The organism is Bacillota bacterium (assembly GCA_013178415.1).
Taxonomy (GTDB): domain Bacteria; phylum Bacillota; class SHA-98; order Ch115; family Ch115; genus Ch115.
In genome coordinates this window covers 58,776-73,182 of sequence record JABLXA010000012.1, presented here as the reverse complement: position 1 = coordinate 73,182, position 14,407 = coordinate 58,776, and the positions used below count along the sequence as shown (strand labels likewise).

Annotated in this window: 19 protein-coding genes; 4 read left to right on the top strand and 15 right to left on the bottom strand. The window is 53.0% G+C overall.

From position 1 onward, the window contains the following. Window positions 1-74 precede the first annotated feature (74 nt). Complete coding sequence (gene cas6 / locus HPY52_10910; protein NPV80768.1) at window positions 75-1,292, bottom strand: CRISPR system precrRNA processing endoribonuclease RAMP protein Cas6; 1,218 nt, start codon at window positions 1,290-1,292, stop codon at window positions 75-77. Next, a complete protein-coding gene (locus tag HPY52_10905) occupies window positions 1,279-1,455 on the bottom strand; it encodes a hypothetical protein (protein NPV80767.1) in 177 nt (58 codons plus the stop codon). The genes cas6 and HPY52_10905 overlap by 14 nt, the downstream gene beginning before the upstream one ends. Window positions 1,456-2,031: 576 nt before the next feature. Between HPY52_10905 and HPY52_10900 the strand changes: the two genes are divergently transcribed. Together HPY52_10900 and HPY52_10895 are read left to right on the top strand one after the other, a co-directional pair. Next, the gene (locus tag HPY52_10900; GenBank protein NPV80766.1) at window positions 2,032-2,745 is read left to right on the top strand and encodes a hypothetical protein; all 714 of its coding nucleotides are present in this window, start codon (window positions 2,032-2,034) and stop codon (window positions 2,743-2,745) included. 193 nt (window positions 2,746-2,938) lie between these two features. Then, the gene (locus HPY52_10895) at window positions 2,939-3,091 is read left to right on the top strand and encodes a hypothetical protein (protein NPV80765.1); all 153 of its coding nucleotides are present in this window, start codon (window positions 2,939-2,941) and stop codon (window positions 3,089-3,091) included. A gap of 272 nt (window positions 3,092-3,363) precedes the next feature. On the opposite strand, the gene HPY52_10890 is transcribed toward HPY52_10895, so the two are convergent. The 4 genes from HPY52_10890 to HPY52_10875 all read right to left on the bottom strand — a co-directional run bounded on the left by HPY52_10890 (window position 3,364) and on the right by HPY52_10875 (window position 5,898). Further along, complete coding sequence (locus HPY52_10890; GenBank protein NPV80764.1) at window positions 3,364-3,921, bottom strand: adenine phosphoribosyltransferase; 558 nt, start codon at window positions 3,919-3,921, stop codon at window positions 3,364-3,366. Between the two features lie 135 nt (window positions 3,922-4,056). Then, entirely contained in the window at window positions 4,057-5,139 is a 1,083-nt protein-coding gene (locus HPY52_10885) for an NCS2 family permease (GenBank protein ID NPV80763.1), read from the bottom strand. Continuing rightward, window positions 5,139-5,507 (bottom strand): hypothetical protein, encoded by a 369-nt coding sequence (locus HPY52_10880; protein NPV80762.1) that lies wholly within the window; start codon window positions 5,505-5,507, stop codon window positions 5,139-5,141. Before HPY52_10880 ends, HPY52_10885 begins: the two co-directional genes overlap by 1 nt. Window positions 5,508-5,511: 4 nt before the next feature. Beyond that, window positions 5,512-5,898, bottom strand: coding sequence for a helix-turn-helix transcriptional regulator (locus tag HPY52_10875; GenBank protein ID NPV80761.1), 387 nt, complete (start codon window positions 5,896-5,898; stop codon window positions 5,512-5,514). Window positions 5,899-6,088: 190 nt separating this feature from the next. Between HPY52_10875 and HPY52_10870 the strand changes: the two genes are divergently transcribed. Further along, window positions 6,089-6,280, top strand: coding sequence for a hypothetical protein (locus HPY52_10870; protein NPV80760.1), 192 nt, complete (start codon window positions 6,089-6,091; stop codon window positions 6,278-6,280). A gap of 463 nt (window positions 6,281-6,743) precedes the next feature. On the opposite strand, the gene HPY52_10865 is transcribed toward HPY52_10870, so the two are convergent. The 7 genes from HPY52_10865 to HPY52_10835 all read right to left on the bottom strand — a co-directional run bounded on the left by HPY52_10865 (window position 6,744) and on the right by HPY52_10835 (window position 12,673). Further along, window positions 6,744-7,418 (bottom strand): hypothetical protein, encoded by a 675-nt coding sequence (locus HPY52_10865; protein NPV80759.1) that lies wholly within the window; start codon window positions 7,416-7,418, stop codon window positions 6,744-6,746. 9 nt (window positions 7,419-7,427) lie between these two features. Continuing rightward, entirely contained in the window at window positions 7,428-7,712 is a 285-nt protein-coding gene (locus HPY52_10860) for a hypothetical protein (GenBank protein ID NPV80758.1), read from the bottom strand. Window positions 7,713-7,725: 13 nt separating this feature from the next. Continuing rightward, window positions 7,726-8,223, bottom strand: coding sequence for a hypothetical protein (locus HPY52_10855; protein ID NPV80757.1), 498 nt, complete (start codon window positions 8,221-8,223; stop codon window positions 7,726-7,728). 13 nt (window positions 8,224-8,236) lie between these two features. Next, window positions 8,237-8,485 carry a hemolysin XhlA family protein gene (locus HPY52_10850; protein ID NPV80756.1) on the bottom strand — a complete coding sequence of 83 codons (249 nt, stop codon included), beginning with the start codon at window positions 8,483-8,485 and terminating at the stop codon, window positions 8,237-8,239. Between the two features lie 90 nt (window positions 8,486-8,575). Then, window positions 8,576-9,166, bottom strand: a complete 591-nt coding sequence (locus HPY52_10845; GenBank protein ID NPV80755.1) for a hypothetical protein — start codon at window positions 9,164-9,166, stop codon at window positions 8,576-8,578. Next, window positions 9,163-9,369: a hypothetical protein gene (locus HPY52_10840; GenBank protein NPV80754.1), complete on the bottom strand. Its 207-nt coding sequence runs from the start codon at window positions 9,367-9,369 to the stop codon at window positions 9,163-9,165. The genes HPY52_10845 and HPY52_10840 overlap by 4 nt, the downstream gene beginning before the upstream one ends. Before the next feature lie 16 nt (window positions 9,370-9,385). Next, window positions 9,386-12,673 (bottom strand): hypothetical protein, encoded by a 3,288-nt coding sequence (locus HPY52_10835; GenBank protein NPV80753.1) that lies wholly within the window; start codon window positions 12,671-12,673, stop codon window positions 9,386-9,388. A gap of 73 nt (window positions 12,674-12,746) precedes the next feature. Here HPY52_10835 and HPY52_10830 point away from each other — a divergent pair, with 73 nt between their 5' ends. After that, entirely contained in the window at window positions 12,747-12,929 is a 183-nt protein-coding gene (locus HPY52_10830; protein ID NPV80752.1) for a hypothetical protein, read from the top strand. A 46-nt stretch (window positions 12,930-12,975) separates the two neighbouring features. Here HPY52_10830 and HPY52_10825 read toward each other — a convergent pair whose 3' ends face one another. Together HPY52_10825 and HPY52_10820 are read right to left on the bottom strand one after the other, a co-directional pair. Beyond that, window positions 12,976-13,254, bottom strand: a complete 279-nt coding sequence (locus HPY52_10825) for a hypothetical protein (GenBank protein ID NPV80751.1) — start codon at window positions 13,252-13,254, stop codon at window positions 12,976-12,978. After that, the gene (locus HPY52_10820) at window positions 13,245-14,339 is read right to left on the bottom strand and encodes a hypothetical protein (protein NPV80750.1); all 1,095 of its coding nucleotides are present in this window, start codon (window positions 14,337-14,339) and stop codon (window positions 13,245-13,247) included. Before HPY52_10820 ends, HPY52_10825 begins: the two co-directional genes overlap by 10 nt. Between the last annotated feature and the right edge of the window lie 68 nt (window positions 14,340-14,407).

The following is a 14,407-nucleotide window of genomic DNA, read 5'->3' as shown; positions in this document are numbered from 1 at the left end:
GTGATATCACTATTGATGATATCACCATGTCGCGACACACGATAAATGTCGCTGCCCGGCGATGATGGCTGGATTTAGCCATTGGCTGCCTGTGGAGAATGGGACATAACGGCGAGTTGACCAAGTCCGAAAGTCGCTCCCTTCCCCGCGTGAACATACTGCCCGAGAACAAGCCACGGTAGGAAGAGTACCACGGAGCCCATATCCTTGAACTCATAAACCGCAGTACCGACAATCCCGCCTAGTTTCATCCGGGCATCCTGCCTGCTTGAGTACCTCTCCCAGTCAACCCAGTGCGTGTCATGTGCTACCAGGTGGACCCCCTCCGCGCGGGAGATAAATCCGCGAAAGTCTATGTCCAGCCTGGTCTCGTGATGGAAGTAGAGAAGTGATGAGATCCGCCGGAGCAAGCTGCGGACCAAGATATGAAACTCCGGGCGATCCTCGAACCCCCCCTGGAACTTCAGACGTGTCATGGTCTGAAATACAACCATTACGCGGGGGGCCATTACATGGGGGCCGCTATTGGAAATAGTAGGATCACCGTGGGCCAGCTGTCGTCCGGTATCTCCGGAGATATGTGTCAGGAGCGCGGTTGCGGTCTCCTGGATGTCGTCCCAGCTAATGACTGTATCACGGGTATAGACCTTGTTCTCCTGGCCGTCGAATATGAGCGGGCCGTGGGCTGCATCGAGGCGCCTCTCAATAGTGGTCGACGATAAGCTGCCGGATTCATCGCGGTCATCCACGGCAGCCGCCAGTGGCGGGCTGGCAAGGCTATTGAGGCTCCTTCCTATAGTAGAATAAATCCGTGCCAGTCGAAATCTTCCTCGACCCCGCCCGATCCCCGTCCTCCCAAATTCCTGGAAGGCCACGATAAAATAGGGGAGAAACTCGATTCCTCGACCGATGAGGACCAGCCCGAAAGGAATCTCCTCACCCGGGGCGAATTCCCGTTTTCGAGTTTGAGGCGGCTCCAGGACAAAGGGATGAGGCACATGCTCGAATTTTTTCAATACCTCTGATCCTTCAGGTGGCGCGGTCTCGAAAACATAAGCATATGGACATGCAGGCTTGAGTACACATGTCCGGCAATCGCTTTTCCGAGCTGAACAGGAGACATTTCTGAATGCCGCTCCAAACCCGCCTCTCAATGTGGAGCCCTTATAATCGGGCAAGGAGAGGGTCTCAAGAGCTTCAATGACAAACTCATACCTGGCAACCCTGAAACCCTCGATACCCCTGGCCGGGATGGTTTCAGGAAAAGCTGACTCATAATCACATGTGTTCATGGGCCCCATCCCTTTCGTGATAGCTTGCGCTATACTCTCTTGATGCACTTTGCTGTACCCATTCCGGCACAAGCGTCAGGCCAGTCGCGTCGGTCGCCACAAATTTCCGCCGCTTCGTCCGGCGTATTTCCACCCGCCGCGACGCTTTACCACACTCAATCAACCGTGTCACCCCCTCGTCATCGGGTCAAAATCGGGTCAAAAAACATGTATCGCCATTTCTTTACATAAACAATTAACATTTTCAGTCCCGTTTTCTGCCGGTCTAACATAGCGGGCTGAAGATCTGTCTTCCGTCCGCGAAGATATAAAAATCAATACTTTCCTTGTTAGTTGTTAATGTAATAATTTTATCATATTATCTTTTCTGTTGTCAATATTTTCCCTCGAATGCCGGCTTCTACCATCAAACCAAGATCAAGAAGCTTTCGTAGGCATATCTGGAGGCCTTAAGGAGAAAGCCGGGGCTCCTTACTGACTGGCCAGAAAGAGGAAGCATCCAAGCAGAGAATGTATCCTTGCGGGGCGCATCCTTACAGGGTCCTCTTGTATTTCCCCGGGCAGTGTTCCATAATTGTACCATACTGATGAGTGTTGAAGCAGCCTAACCGAGGAGACGCGGAAGTAAGGGAACCCGAACGGCGGAGTCAAGCGCCTTTCTCACCTTCGGCAGGGGCTAGAGATATGACCAGGATACGCTCGGTCTTTCCACGAAGTCTTATTCTGCGGGGGATGCATAATGAAGGATGTCATTCAAGAGGCACTTTCGAAGGGGCTGCTCGATGATTTCGGCGAGCATGATTACCATCTAGGTACCATGCTGAGGGGCATCGCGTTTTTGCGCCAGGGCGCCTTGCTGCCCGGGATTTGTGATCTCAATGAAGTTCCCAGGTGGAGACGGCAGGAGATCAAGCTGGTAAAGGAGCTTGTTCCATCCGATATTCTGCTCAATGCATTTGCGGATGAGTATCACCATTCCTTCAGCCATCCCCCCGGTGGGAAGTATGTTCCGCAGGGCTTCATGTGGGGAGTGCTCCTTGGCGAGCGGATGACCGAGGTCTATGACTATTATGAAAAAGTAGATGAATTCTATGCACGCGTGGTCGGGACCAGATATGACGACCGTCCGAAGAATATCAAGACTCTCAAGGTGGGTGATGAAGTATATTTGCTGCATGAGACGGTTAATCCGTACGATCCCAACGCCATCCGGGTCATCACCACCGCAAGTAAGGATTTGGGCTACCTCCGGCGAACGCTGGCAGAGATGCTGGCGCCAAGAATGGATGAGGGGATGCATATCAGTGCGCGCGTCACGGTCATCTTGGATAGGAACCGCGGTGGGGATTGTGATGATCCATGGGTGTATTTAAGACTAAAGCTATATGATAGCTGTCGCGTTCCACGTCCCCCGGGACTCACAGCGCTGGTCGAATCCGGTACCGGGAGATGACGGTAGTCTCCGAAGATGTCCCACGGATGTTCTATGCACGAATGTTCTATCAATGAAAGGGAGCCCATATTAGGAGGGCCTGCATTGGTTCATGGCATTGGCCTGGCCTTGGTTCATTGACAGGCCGTCTTCTTTCTGGTAGAATAAGGATGGCAATATGGAAATTTGATGGATATGAGCGAGCGGGGTGATTATGGTGAAGGACCTGGATGTTGTGAAACCGGACGTTGTGAAAGAAGTAGTGAAGGACCCGGATGCGCCAAAGAACCCGGAGATGGACATGCAGGGAGCTTGCTACTGTCCAGGTCTACCCGTCAGGCACAACGCTTGTAAGTCCCCTGCTTGACGGCTTTGAGCTAGAGATGGATTGGGTTTTCCGCTAGGAGCCTTAGGGAGGAGCCTGAGGGCGGCCTAGCTAGATATGGCCACCCTATACCCCATACCCTATACCCGATACTCCATACCCCATGATCGCCCAGGTCCCGCCCATATTCGCGAAGTGGAAGAAGGTCTCTGTCCGCGCCTTTGTTGGCCGCTTCCGAGACCCATTCCTGATGGACGGCCAGTGGGTGAAGTGATGGCCGCTCAGTGGGTGGCGCCCGGCGGCGGCATGGTCTACTACTTACTAAAGGTCGGCAGTTCCCCCAGGTATATAAGGTCCCCCACATACTCGTTCCCTTCCTTGAGAACGCAGGCCCGGCAAATTACATCCCCGCCGGCCTTTTGGATAAGCTCTTCCACTCCTTTCAGGCTTCCACCCGTTGATACTACATCATCCACGACGGCCACCCGTCTCCCCCGTATCAGCTCCACATCCGGACCGTCCAGCACGAGCCGCTGGGCTCCCTTTGTAGTTATCGATGCCACCTCGACCCAAAGAGGGTTTTCCATGTAGGCTTTCAGGCTCTTACGGCAGACAATATATCTCTTGTGAGCCATGAAGGTGGCCAGAACCTGCAACAATGGGACTACTTTGGCTTCCGGTCCTACCATTATGTCGAAGTCGAATGCGGAAAGCCTGGCTGCAAGGCTTCCCGCGCATATATTGACGAGCTGGACGTCTCCCAGCATCACAAAGGATGCTATCCATAGATTGTCGCCTACTTTGACTATTGGAAGCCGTCGCTTCAAACCGCATATCTCAAGATCATAGTATTTCTGCCCGGTATACAGCATTTCCTTTGGTTTCACCTCGTCAACTTTGATTCAGGCTACTGTTTTTGGCCATAGCTTCCGGCTACGGCCTCTGGTCACAGATTTTATTCTACAGTTGCATCTTATTACTTCTTATGGCTACGCTTCTTCTTATAGCTACATCAGGCCCGCCAGAATAAAGAGGCCTCTTAAGACCAGCCCTGCCACCATGCCCGAGAATGGATCAAACTTGGCCGTCACTACCGTCGTCAGGCCCAGCACAGCCGCCATAGGGCTCTGAAGCTCCACCCCGTTAAACGCCAGCTGCATATTAACGGGCAAGGTGACAATGGCGCCCAGAACCAGAAGAAAGCCGGCGATGCTCGCCCTCGGCACGTAATGGCCGATCCTAGGCAGGAGTCGCAAGAGCAGGATGACAGCAAAAATCCCCATCATGAGGACGCCGGCAAGCAGCGGATGCGGGGCGTCGGCAGTCGCCGAGATTATGCTCTCGACGGGCGAGCCCCCGAAGAGCGAGGACGCCATATCTGCAAGGGAGGAGTAAATGGAGAGGTGGTCCACATTAACGTAGGCGTCGGCCAGCTGGCCTGTTAATTTGCCGAATGTAATGTTGGCCCCGATATTGAGCATTGACAGGGCCAGCGCCCCTCTTATTACCGTTGGATTCTCCCAAAAACGCCATATGAGGGGCTGAAGCTTGATCCTTTCTCTACTCTCGTCATGCTGGACGGGTTCAAATTTAACAAAACGTCCAACCAGGCTGCTTATAACCACAGACCATACGATGGTGTGAACCAGGCTTCTCGTTGCCACCCAGACCAGGATAGCTATAGTCACCGAGACTACACCTATCGTGCGATCCGTCATCCCCATATCGATCGCGACGAACGCTAGCATGATGCCAACCCCTGCCATCATGGCGTTGGTTATCTGCGGTCCTATAAGGTGAACTATGGTCTCAAGAAGGCCAAAGCTACCTAGCAGCGCCATGATTATGCCTTCAAGAAAGATGGCGGTGAGCCTTTCTGGCATATCCTTCCCTATTCGCCCGGCAATGGTGATGGTCTCGGCCTGGAAGGAGATTGGCGCTACAGAGTGAAAAACGATGACACCCACCATCCCCACGATAAAAGCCAGTGCGCTGGGCATTGCGGCAAACCCGAAGCTTAGCGCCAGGAGCCCCTGTGGAATTCCATTTAGCACTACACCCAGTGCTGCAAGGACGTCGTTGAAAGACATTACGTTGACACCTCCGGATAATCTATTAATAGTGAGGAGAAGGGACCGCAACCATGGCGAATGTTAAATGGCGTATCAAAAAGAAATGTTCGACTCTCGATCTCAAAATCCTTCCACCCGAAGGGAGGCAATGGGCGGGAATAGGATATGCATAGCTCACGGCTATCGCGCTTCCCGGTCATGAGCGGTGAAAATGATCGGGCGTTTAGTTCGATTATGACCCCGAAGTGCGCGCCTGCCCTTACGAGTTCTTCCATATCCACAGGATAGGCCGGGTTGCACGGGTGCACGATCATATTAACGTGAGGATTCAGCTCGCGGTGGGGAACTGCCGTGAGTCCACTTCTTCGGGTAAGCGGATTTGACATTGAGTCAAGATTGAGTCTTTTCGGGGAAATAGTGTTTTATGAGCCTGATGAAATCCCTCACAAGATATATTCTCTGCGGGCTGCAGTCGTAAAGGAGAAGTGTCACTTCATCTATCAGGCGGCTTTTGGACGGCACCCCCTCGATTTCATCGATGACTCCGATTATACTGGTAGCCGGAACCTCAAGGGCATCGGCGAGGCGCTTGAGCACGTCCAGGCTCGGGATCCGCTCGCCCGATTCAATTTTTGCTATGTAAGTAGGATGACACTGGGCCCGTTGAGCGAGTTCCTCTTGCTTCAGGTGCTGCTCCTGGCGCAACTCGCGCAGGCGCATCCCAACTTTCTGTTTCATTCCCTCCGCATAATTATCCTTCGTATAGTCATTCTTCATGTCTCTTTTCCTCTTTTCCGGACGAAGGGGTACATTGTAAGCGTGATACGATCTAACACTTGATTCGAAATGTAGTACTAATATTGTCTTCGGCCCAACTGGAGCTTATTTTAGCCCACTCACCTGGAAAGAGATTAATCTGGCCCATATTATTTTCCCGAGAATTGCGATTATCGATGCTTATGACGTTATGACTCATGGGCGCCCACATAGGAAGGCGGTCAGCGAGAAAGAGGCTCTTGAGGAAATCATGAGGGGTGCTGGCTCGCAGTTCGATTCAGAGATGGTGAAGGTGTTCGAGGGAATAATATCAGAGCGGAAGCCATCAGATTTTAAAGTCTCCCGCCGGGAAGTCCCCGTCCATATTAAGAAACAAGACTGATTCTGTTCGCTGTCGGAGTAGCTCCGGCAGTTTCTATGATTTTCTATAATATTTTATATACATTATAATATTTTGAAATACGAAACCTCATTTCTAAGGTTAGGAATATATGGGAACAGAAGCAGATCAATCCCGATTATAAGACGTTCCTGTAGCATTACTGTCAATAAGCTCTGTACTGCACTCTTGGTTCCTTCAACTCTTTGAAATAATTGGAGCCGACAATGGGACTTGAACCCATAACCTGCGCATTACGAATGCGAAAGAGTATTCCTGTGGAGTTTGGTTGAATCTGGTAGGTTCAGATTTCATACGATTTTCTGGTCTTTTCTTAGTGCCTTTTGGGGTACAATTTGGCCTCATCGTATAGATTTGGGCACCGATTCGGCACCGGTGCCCTTACCCTTCTAGAACCGGAACCGCACCTCTCAATTAAAAAGCCCGGGCCGAAGCCCGGACAGTATTAGAATCCTATTTGCAGAGCAATGAGGGCCCCTGGGCGAATTGTCCCAGGCGTATCGCCGGGCTGCACGATCCCGCCGACAACCACTCCGAGATTTTTCCCGCCACTGAGTTTCAGAATAATCTCGTGCTGCTTGTTGATTACATCCTGTAGCTGCCTCTCCCTCTCCAGTCCCCGGGTGACGGCGGCCTCAGTTTCCTCCCGGAGCCGCTTCTCGGTCTCATACGCTTGTTTGTAACCGTCGGCGATAGAGATAGCCTCCTCGAGATCGGCTTTAAGCTCCGTGATCTTATCAAGGGCCGCGAAATAGAGTTTAGCGAGGGAAGCATAGTCTGTGGGCAAGGAAGGTTCCTCAGCCCTAACTGGGCCGCATAGACTTAGGAATAACAGTCCAATTAAGACGAATGGCAGCATTCCATGCTTCTTTTTCAGTCTCTCTAATCGTTTATCCAGCCCCTCGACCTTGGCGGCATTCGCCGCCGCCTCCCGGAGACGCTGCCGCTGTCTCTCCGCCTCGACCGCACTGTCTACCTCCAGCTTGTCCGCCTCAGATTTTGCCTTCTGGGCCTCTTTTACGACGCGTCTGGACTGATTATTCCAGCCCAGCCAAATGGCTCCTACGGCCGCCAAGAGGCCCAGGAGCCACCGCCATGATTTCCGAAACCAAGTTATCATGTTGTCACCTCATTTCGTGCCGGTCTTGCCGAGCACCGTAGTTTTGGTCAGGCTATATGCCCCCATGGCCATGGTCGCCCAGCTGAGAACCTTGGCTACAAACAGCCCTGGTGATATCCACGCCTCAGTAATGACCACTACGGCGATGCCAGCCACCAGCGTCACCAGGACAGGGATCAGGGGAACCAATCTACGTGGCACTCTGGGGCCCAGGGCCCTTTTTACGATCTCTGAGATAGCTATTATGCCGGCTATTAAATACGTGTCAGTAGCAGTCAATTTTAATGCCTCCATGCTTCTCTCCTCCTCATGAGTAAGCCCTGGTCATCCAGCCCCGTTCAAAGCGGGCCAATTTCGGATTTCGTTTGATTAACGTCCTGTAATGGTTAGCCTGCTCGCACCGCAGCGCCCCCAAGACCAACTCCGGGTTCGCCTGATTTACTGCCTGGATGGTCTGCGGGCCCATTATCCCGTCAACGACTACATGCCGCTGCCCCGCCGTGTGTAGCGCCAGCTGGAGCAGACGGATGCCAGTGCGGGCCCCGACATTGACGCAGGTATCAAGCACCTTCCCCGCTACCCGGTCATCCTGGATCTCATTCAGCCGGAGCCGAAGCCACCAGTCGCGGTAGTAGATATCCTTCGCCTGATCGATTGTCAGGCCCTGAATGTCCAGGTGAGGGTATGACCTTTTCGAGATCCCATACCGGGTCTCTTTTCCAGGATCGACCGGATCGTTTACATAACCTCCCTCGTGAGCGAGTACGGTCTCGACAATCTTGTTAAACCTTTCTCTACCGGTCATTTAATCACCCCATTCAATGGGCAATAAATTTCAGCCAAAACCCTAAGATCGCCAAGATCACGGTTATGAGTGTTCCTAGCGTATATCGCGTTGCCCACTTTTGGCCTTCCTTGATTTCCTCGATATCGCTTTTTATACTTCCGATCTCGACGACATTGGCCGCCTGGCTTTGCTCCAGACGGCCAACTCTTTCCTCAACCATGTCCTGTCGTTTTTCCAGCCGATCCACGCGATCCTTAAGAGGCTTGATGGCTTCTTCCATATGACACCGCCCCTTTCCCGAGTACATCGAGTACATAAAGAAGCCGCCCGGAGGCGGCTAAATTTGCTATTATATCGTTTGTACTCGCATCTACCAGGTAGCACTAAATCCTACGAAAGGCCCCTGGTACCATGCATCCATCGGCCAATATCTATAGCCCGCTGTGATTGTGGCATGGTCCGTAATCCGCCATCCCAAGCTGCCTTTGAAGTCAGCTCCATCCTGTGATATCCCGGCTCGGCCTTTGAGCTCAAACTGCCCAAATCCTGAAGCAATCTCAAGAGCCCCAAAAGGCCGTATATAACTTTCGTCTTTGATCGTAACTGTGACCAGAGCCCATTCTCCCTTTTCTTCATCCCATTGCTTTATTACTCCCGTTTGCTTGTGGCTTATGTTTCGAACCCCAGCCTCTATCCCTAATACTCCAATACCATGCCGGTATGCCAACTCGGTCGCCCACTGGCTTACATCTATAGGTTGAATGGATATATCCGGTCCTGGAGATGGAATTGTATGGTTATCCCCGAACAGCAAGAATGAGAAACAGGCCCAGTCCATCTCTACTTCCATAGGATGGCGCTCGCCAAGGCCATAGAAAAATTGGCCTTCTCCAGCCCATGCCGGCATAGCCATCGTGAGACACAGAACCAAAACGATTATCGCAATGATAGAACTTTTCATGAGTTGCCCTCCTTTCTTTTGGAATTATTCTCCTCTCTTGTTTGATCTCCTGCTATCCTTTGCCGGATCTGATGTCGATAGAGCTCTTCAAGATAGAGATATTCATGATGGACCAATTCCAGGGCCATATCCAGCGTTAGCCCTTGAATTTCCGTCTTTCCATCTATCGAGATTCTGATGTATCCGACATTATCTTCTGCCATCATAGTGCCCCTCCCTTTATGCTGATACATCTACTTTCACTATGAGCACCGCTGCGATTCTCCCCAACCGCGTGCTTGTGAATTTTATGCGCTTCCATCCGGTCCCGGTGAATTTACTCGTTAGATCAAGTTCGGTGCAGAGAGTATATGGCGTAGTAGTATCCGGAGCAGCCGCAAGGCTCTGCCCCGCATCATAGCCGGCACCATTGTCGCAGTAAAGCTTAACGCCAGCTGGCGTCGTATCCTCGTATATCCCAAACTCCAGCCCATGGCCATGGCTAAGATTAATTGTGTGGTTATGTGCACCTGCGGACTGAATCCCAACCGTGACAGTATGCGAATGTGCCGATATAGCACCAGCTGAACCGGTGCTCTTGCTGGTCGTCGTGGTAGAAATGCCATGATAATGGTCGCCAGCTGAACTGGTCCCGTTGGCTCGATCATACCCATGGTAGTGGCTGGGATCTCCGCCATAAGACGTATAGGCGTAAAAATTATATGTCACTCCATGGCTATGGCTTCCTGCGCTACCAGTCGATGAGCTAGGTATGGTGTCCTCGAAGCTATGAGTATGCGCGCTTACTGCCCCAGCCGCAGAGGTAGTGAGGGTAGTACCCATCAATGAATCTACCCCATGCGAATGGTCTCCGACAGAACTAGTTGGCGAACCGAAAATCTCAAAAAGAAGAGCGGCCTTGGAATATGCTCTATATCTCAATCCACGAGCAGATAGCTTAATACTCACTATCCCCGTAGTCTCGGACGGTATGTAAAAATCACACTCAAAGGGTTTTGAGGAATCCAGAGAATCCAGGTAATTGTAGGGCATAACATTCCGGATCTCATAATACATCTGGGCGTGGATAGACCGCACAGCCAAATCCTGCTCGCCTGTCTGACTGGGGACGGCCCCTGGGCTAGGATCGGACCACTGGCTTGGATTCATGCTGGTATCTATGGCGCAGTATCGGTAACTATAGCACTTACTATATTCGACATTCACGTCCTGCCACGTCTCGGCCCGGACCAGACCACCAGGAACATCAGCCCATGCACCCCAGGCCGGGTTAGTTGGCACCTTCCAGACACCATTGGCCGCATCCCATTCAGCTGGCGCCTCCCTACGCTGAATTTTATACACAGCGAGGTCCAGGTCATCAGATCCTGGCAGCACCACGCTTAGGAGCTTCTTCCCAATGAGCACTGTGGGCGGGTTGCTCGGAATGTTGGGCGGCGTCGCGTCCGGGGTAGTATCGACATATACGGATCCGGACCAGGGACTCATATTCCCAGTTTTATCGGCAGCGGCTATTTGATAGTAGTAGCGCGTGTGATCTTTGAGGCCCTGGGTATCCACATATGAGGTTGTGCCTGCTGGGACAGCAGCGACAATGCTCCAGTTGATCTGATCCTCCGAGCGCCGCAGGTAATACTCCTTCAAGTCTTCCTCGGTATTGGCGTTCCAGGAGGCGATCACCCGGACGATGATGATATTCGCGGTGGTAATAACGGTATCTGATGCAAGGTTAAGTCCTGTCGGTGTAGCTGGTGGCAGGAGATCAAGATCCCCTGGCGGCACATTCGAGACCGTCGCTGACACCACCGCGCTCGGAGCACTCATCATCCTGCCCTTCACCGCATAAACCCGATAGTAATGTGTAGTCCCTACGGCCAACTGGGAATGCAAGTAGCTCGTGCTCGTCGGCCTGTCCAGTACATTCCACGTGGCTCCATCCGTCGAGTGTTCGACGATGAAATAGTCACCCTCCCCACGCCAAGTGACCAGGATGTAGGTATACCCTCCAGTGGCCCGCACATCCACAGGAGCTGCCGGCGGGATTCCACTTGAGCCCGGTTTAGGGATTCGGCCCTTGACGATCCGCTCGATGATGTTGTCAAGGGTTGTATTCAACCCAAGGGTCACGTCCTCGCCCGACGTATCACACTTGCGCTCCTCGTCGAGAATCCGGGCCGTGGTGACTATCCCACGGAGAGGATCCACTACAGTTACCGTGTCATAGATCCCAAAGTCCTCCAGCTCCCATACCGGGACGCGAGACGCCACGAATTCCTCCTTCGGCCAAGCGTGCTCCTGAAGATACTTATTACCGGCGGCGATGAGCTTATCCATGGTATCGGCCTGCGAGTCCTCGAGGACGCCGGGATGCTCGCCGAATGCGGCTACACTATCGGCATCCGTGAGGACCGTCTGCAACTGCGCAGGGCCCTCCCCCGCACCCAGGCATAGCACAACGTTCTCCAGCTCGTCAGCATTATCCTGGAGCCGCTGAATGTCCATGGTGCTGGTTCGGCGGAGCACCACGTTCTTCACGCTCCCCAGGGTCTGGGCGAAATGCAGCCGCTTAGCCCCGTCTACAGCGAACTCGTAGCCATATTCCTCGCACCAGGTTTGCAGAATACGGAGGGCGTTCTCGCGATTAAATGTATAGCCCTGCAACGTCACCCCTGTCGAGGTCGGAATACTTCCCTCGCTCACCGGCCCCGGCACCCGGGCTATCACTTCAACACCGTTCAGAATCGGGGTGTAGCCTGTGGGAACGCCGTTTGGATCTTTGCTCGTCGTATCATCAGTGTAAAGGTGTAATTTTACCTGAATGAACCGGTCATTCCCGGTTAGGGCCACGCCATCCTCAGCCGGGAATACCGAAGCCAGCTCGGGACTCCATGCGCTCCAGGTTACGCCGTCCGGCGAGGTCCGGAATTGTGCCCGGATTCGGACGGCCTCGCCTACGTCTTCGGCCCAGCGAAGGAGATCATACCGCGTAATGGCCCCAAAGTCGAACTGGACGGTAATGTAGCCATGCGGGTAGTAAGCCCCATTAGCGTCTTTCGCGAGGACCACCTTCCCCGGCCAGGTCGTTAGGTCGACGTTCCACTTCTCGATAGCGGCGTTCCAGTCGCTGGCCGTGTTCGCCACCTGGGTCTTGAATCCAAGCAGCAGATCCCGTACCGCGTCGGCCAGGTCCATCCCGTTCCACCGCTTCCAGGCACGAGGTACGATGATCCGACGCAAGAGGGCCTCATTGGTAATGCACTCAATACGGTAGGGGTTCGCGGTGAAATCCCTGGCCGTGATATAACCGGCCGCCTTCTCCACTCCGTCCCGGTAGAGGATGCAGTGCCGCGCCGCCTGGAGGTCGCCAACAGACTCATCGTCAGCAAGGACCCCAAAAGAAAAGCCGGTGGCTTGGTTGGCTCGCCGGCGGTACTCGGGAGATATGGGTTCTAGCATTGCTATGCGATTGTCGTTGGCATCGAAAAGCTCAACTGTGTATCGAGCCATGGGATCACCTCAAAGGAAAATTCCCTGCGATTGGAGAATAATATGCCATCTATTCTATAAGGAGGTGGCATCTATGAGTAAAACCTTTGACGAATTGGCTACAGAAATTACCATCGCTTGGATAAGTAGCTTTGGCAATGCCGCGAATGGGAATGCGGCTTTTATCCTCCAATACGTTACCGAAGATAAAGTAAGCCAATTCTATAAAACCGTCTATCGTGCGCTCATTGAAGCATCAAGACACCATGAGAAATAGGCATAGAGGGGCCAATATGGCCCCTCCTGAGTTTCGCTAAATCTCTCTATGGTTGAATGATCCCCTGCGCCGCCCAAGCATCAAAATGGCGATGCCAGCCAGTTTCGTCATTTGGGTCTTGCGCTTTGAGCGCACTGGCTGTCGGCGGCGCGTCGGCACCACCAAAGTGCTCCATGAACCAGGAGATGGGCGCAATCACGGATGTGGATTCCCCGTCGGTGGTTTTAGATGAGAATTCAAACGCATCCTCCTTGCTGAAGTCCTGGCGCATCCATCCATCTGGTATCACTCGGAAGGTTGCGCGCACCCACTCGTCTAGTCGCATCCAAGGCTCACCTCCATGAAGCAGGCGATGTTTTGCGCAGTGGCTGACCAGTTCTTGATGCTAACCACGCCGCCTCCGCGCAACGGAAGTTGGCGCTTCATCCCGAAGCTATATTTGTTGTTGGTGGTGTCATACACGAAGTTTTTGAAGAAGTCGTTTTCTCCGTTAGCATAGACGGCCAGGTTGTTCGGCGTCACGACCTGAATAGTGGTGCCATTAGCCGTCGGGACGACGTACTCGTAGTTTGTGGAGCCGTCCGGTGCGTAGGTCTTGATGCGGATCGATGCTATGGAGCTATCTGTGCCCACCGTCAGCGCCTCAAGCTCGAAGGGTCCCATGATGTCGAGGATTGTCTCTTCCGTGTTGGCTGCTAGCGAGCCATACCTGTTCTTGCTGATGTTGCCGAACGTCACCGTCTCGCCGGGTGCGGATGTTCCAGCGAGCTGAGTAGTGACGGTTGTCGATGCCCCAGTGTTCTTGCTCTTCGCCTGCACCTTGAGATGTGTCAGGAAGATCTTGAGACCAATCCAAAACGTCTTAGCGCTTCCAATCTCGATGCCACGGTAAATTGTGAGCGGATACGTGGCCCCGCCGTCTACAGAACCGAGAATAGCTATGACGGCTGGATTCGCGCCCGTATTGCGGATAACGAGCGTTTTGGCCCCCTGTTTGCCCGCCAAGTCATAAACGGCGGCATCGCCGTAGCTGTCGGTGGTTGTGTAAGGAGAGCTTGAAGCATAACTCCCATTTAGCGAAAATGAACCCCCATCAATGGGCCTGGCTACAGGGAGGGCCCTGGATACTACCGTCACCGCCCCGGAGACATAATCGGAAATAGGCGTCCGGAGGAATTGTATACCACCTAATTCCGCCCGATATATTCCAGGAGCCGTGGCAGAGAAAACCTTGTTACCATTGGAATCTAGCACGCCAATAGGAACGTAATTGATGCCGTCTACCGACCCTTGAAAATTTACTTTCGCGTTGAATGTCCCGCTTATCTGTATGGCCGCAGAGCCATAGCCATCGACGTTAGCGGCTACACCGTTACCATTGGCAGTTGCCGCATTCTGATGTGTGGTCACCAGGGGCATGTTGCCCCGGTAAGCCTGCCAGTTCGCCCCGTCATATACCTGAGGAATGGGGTTGCCTT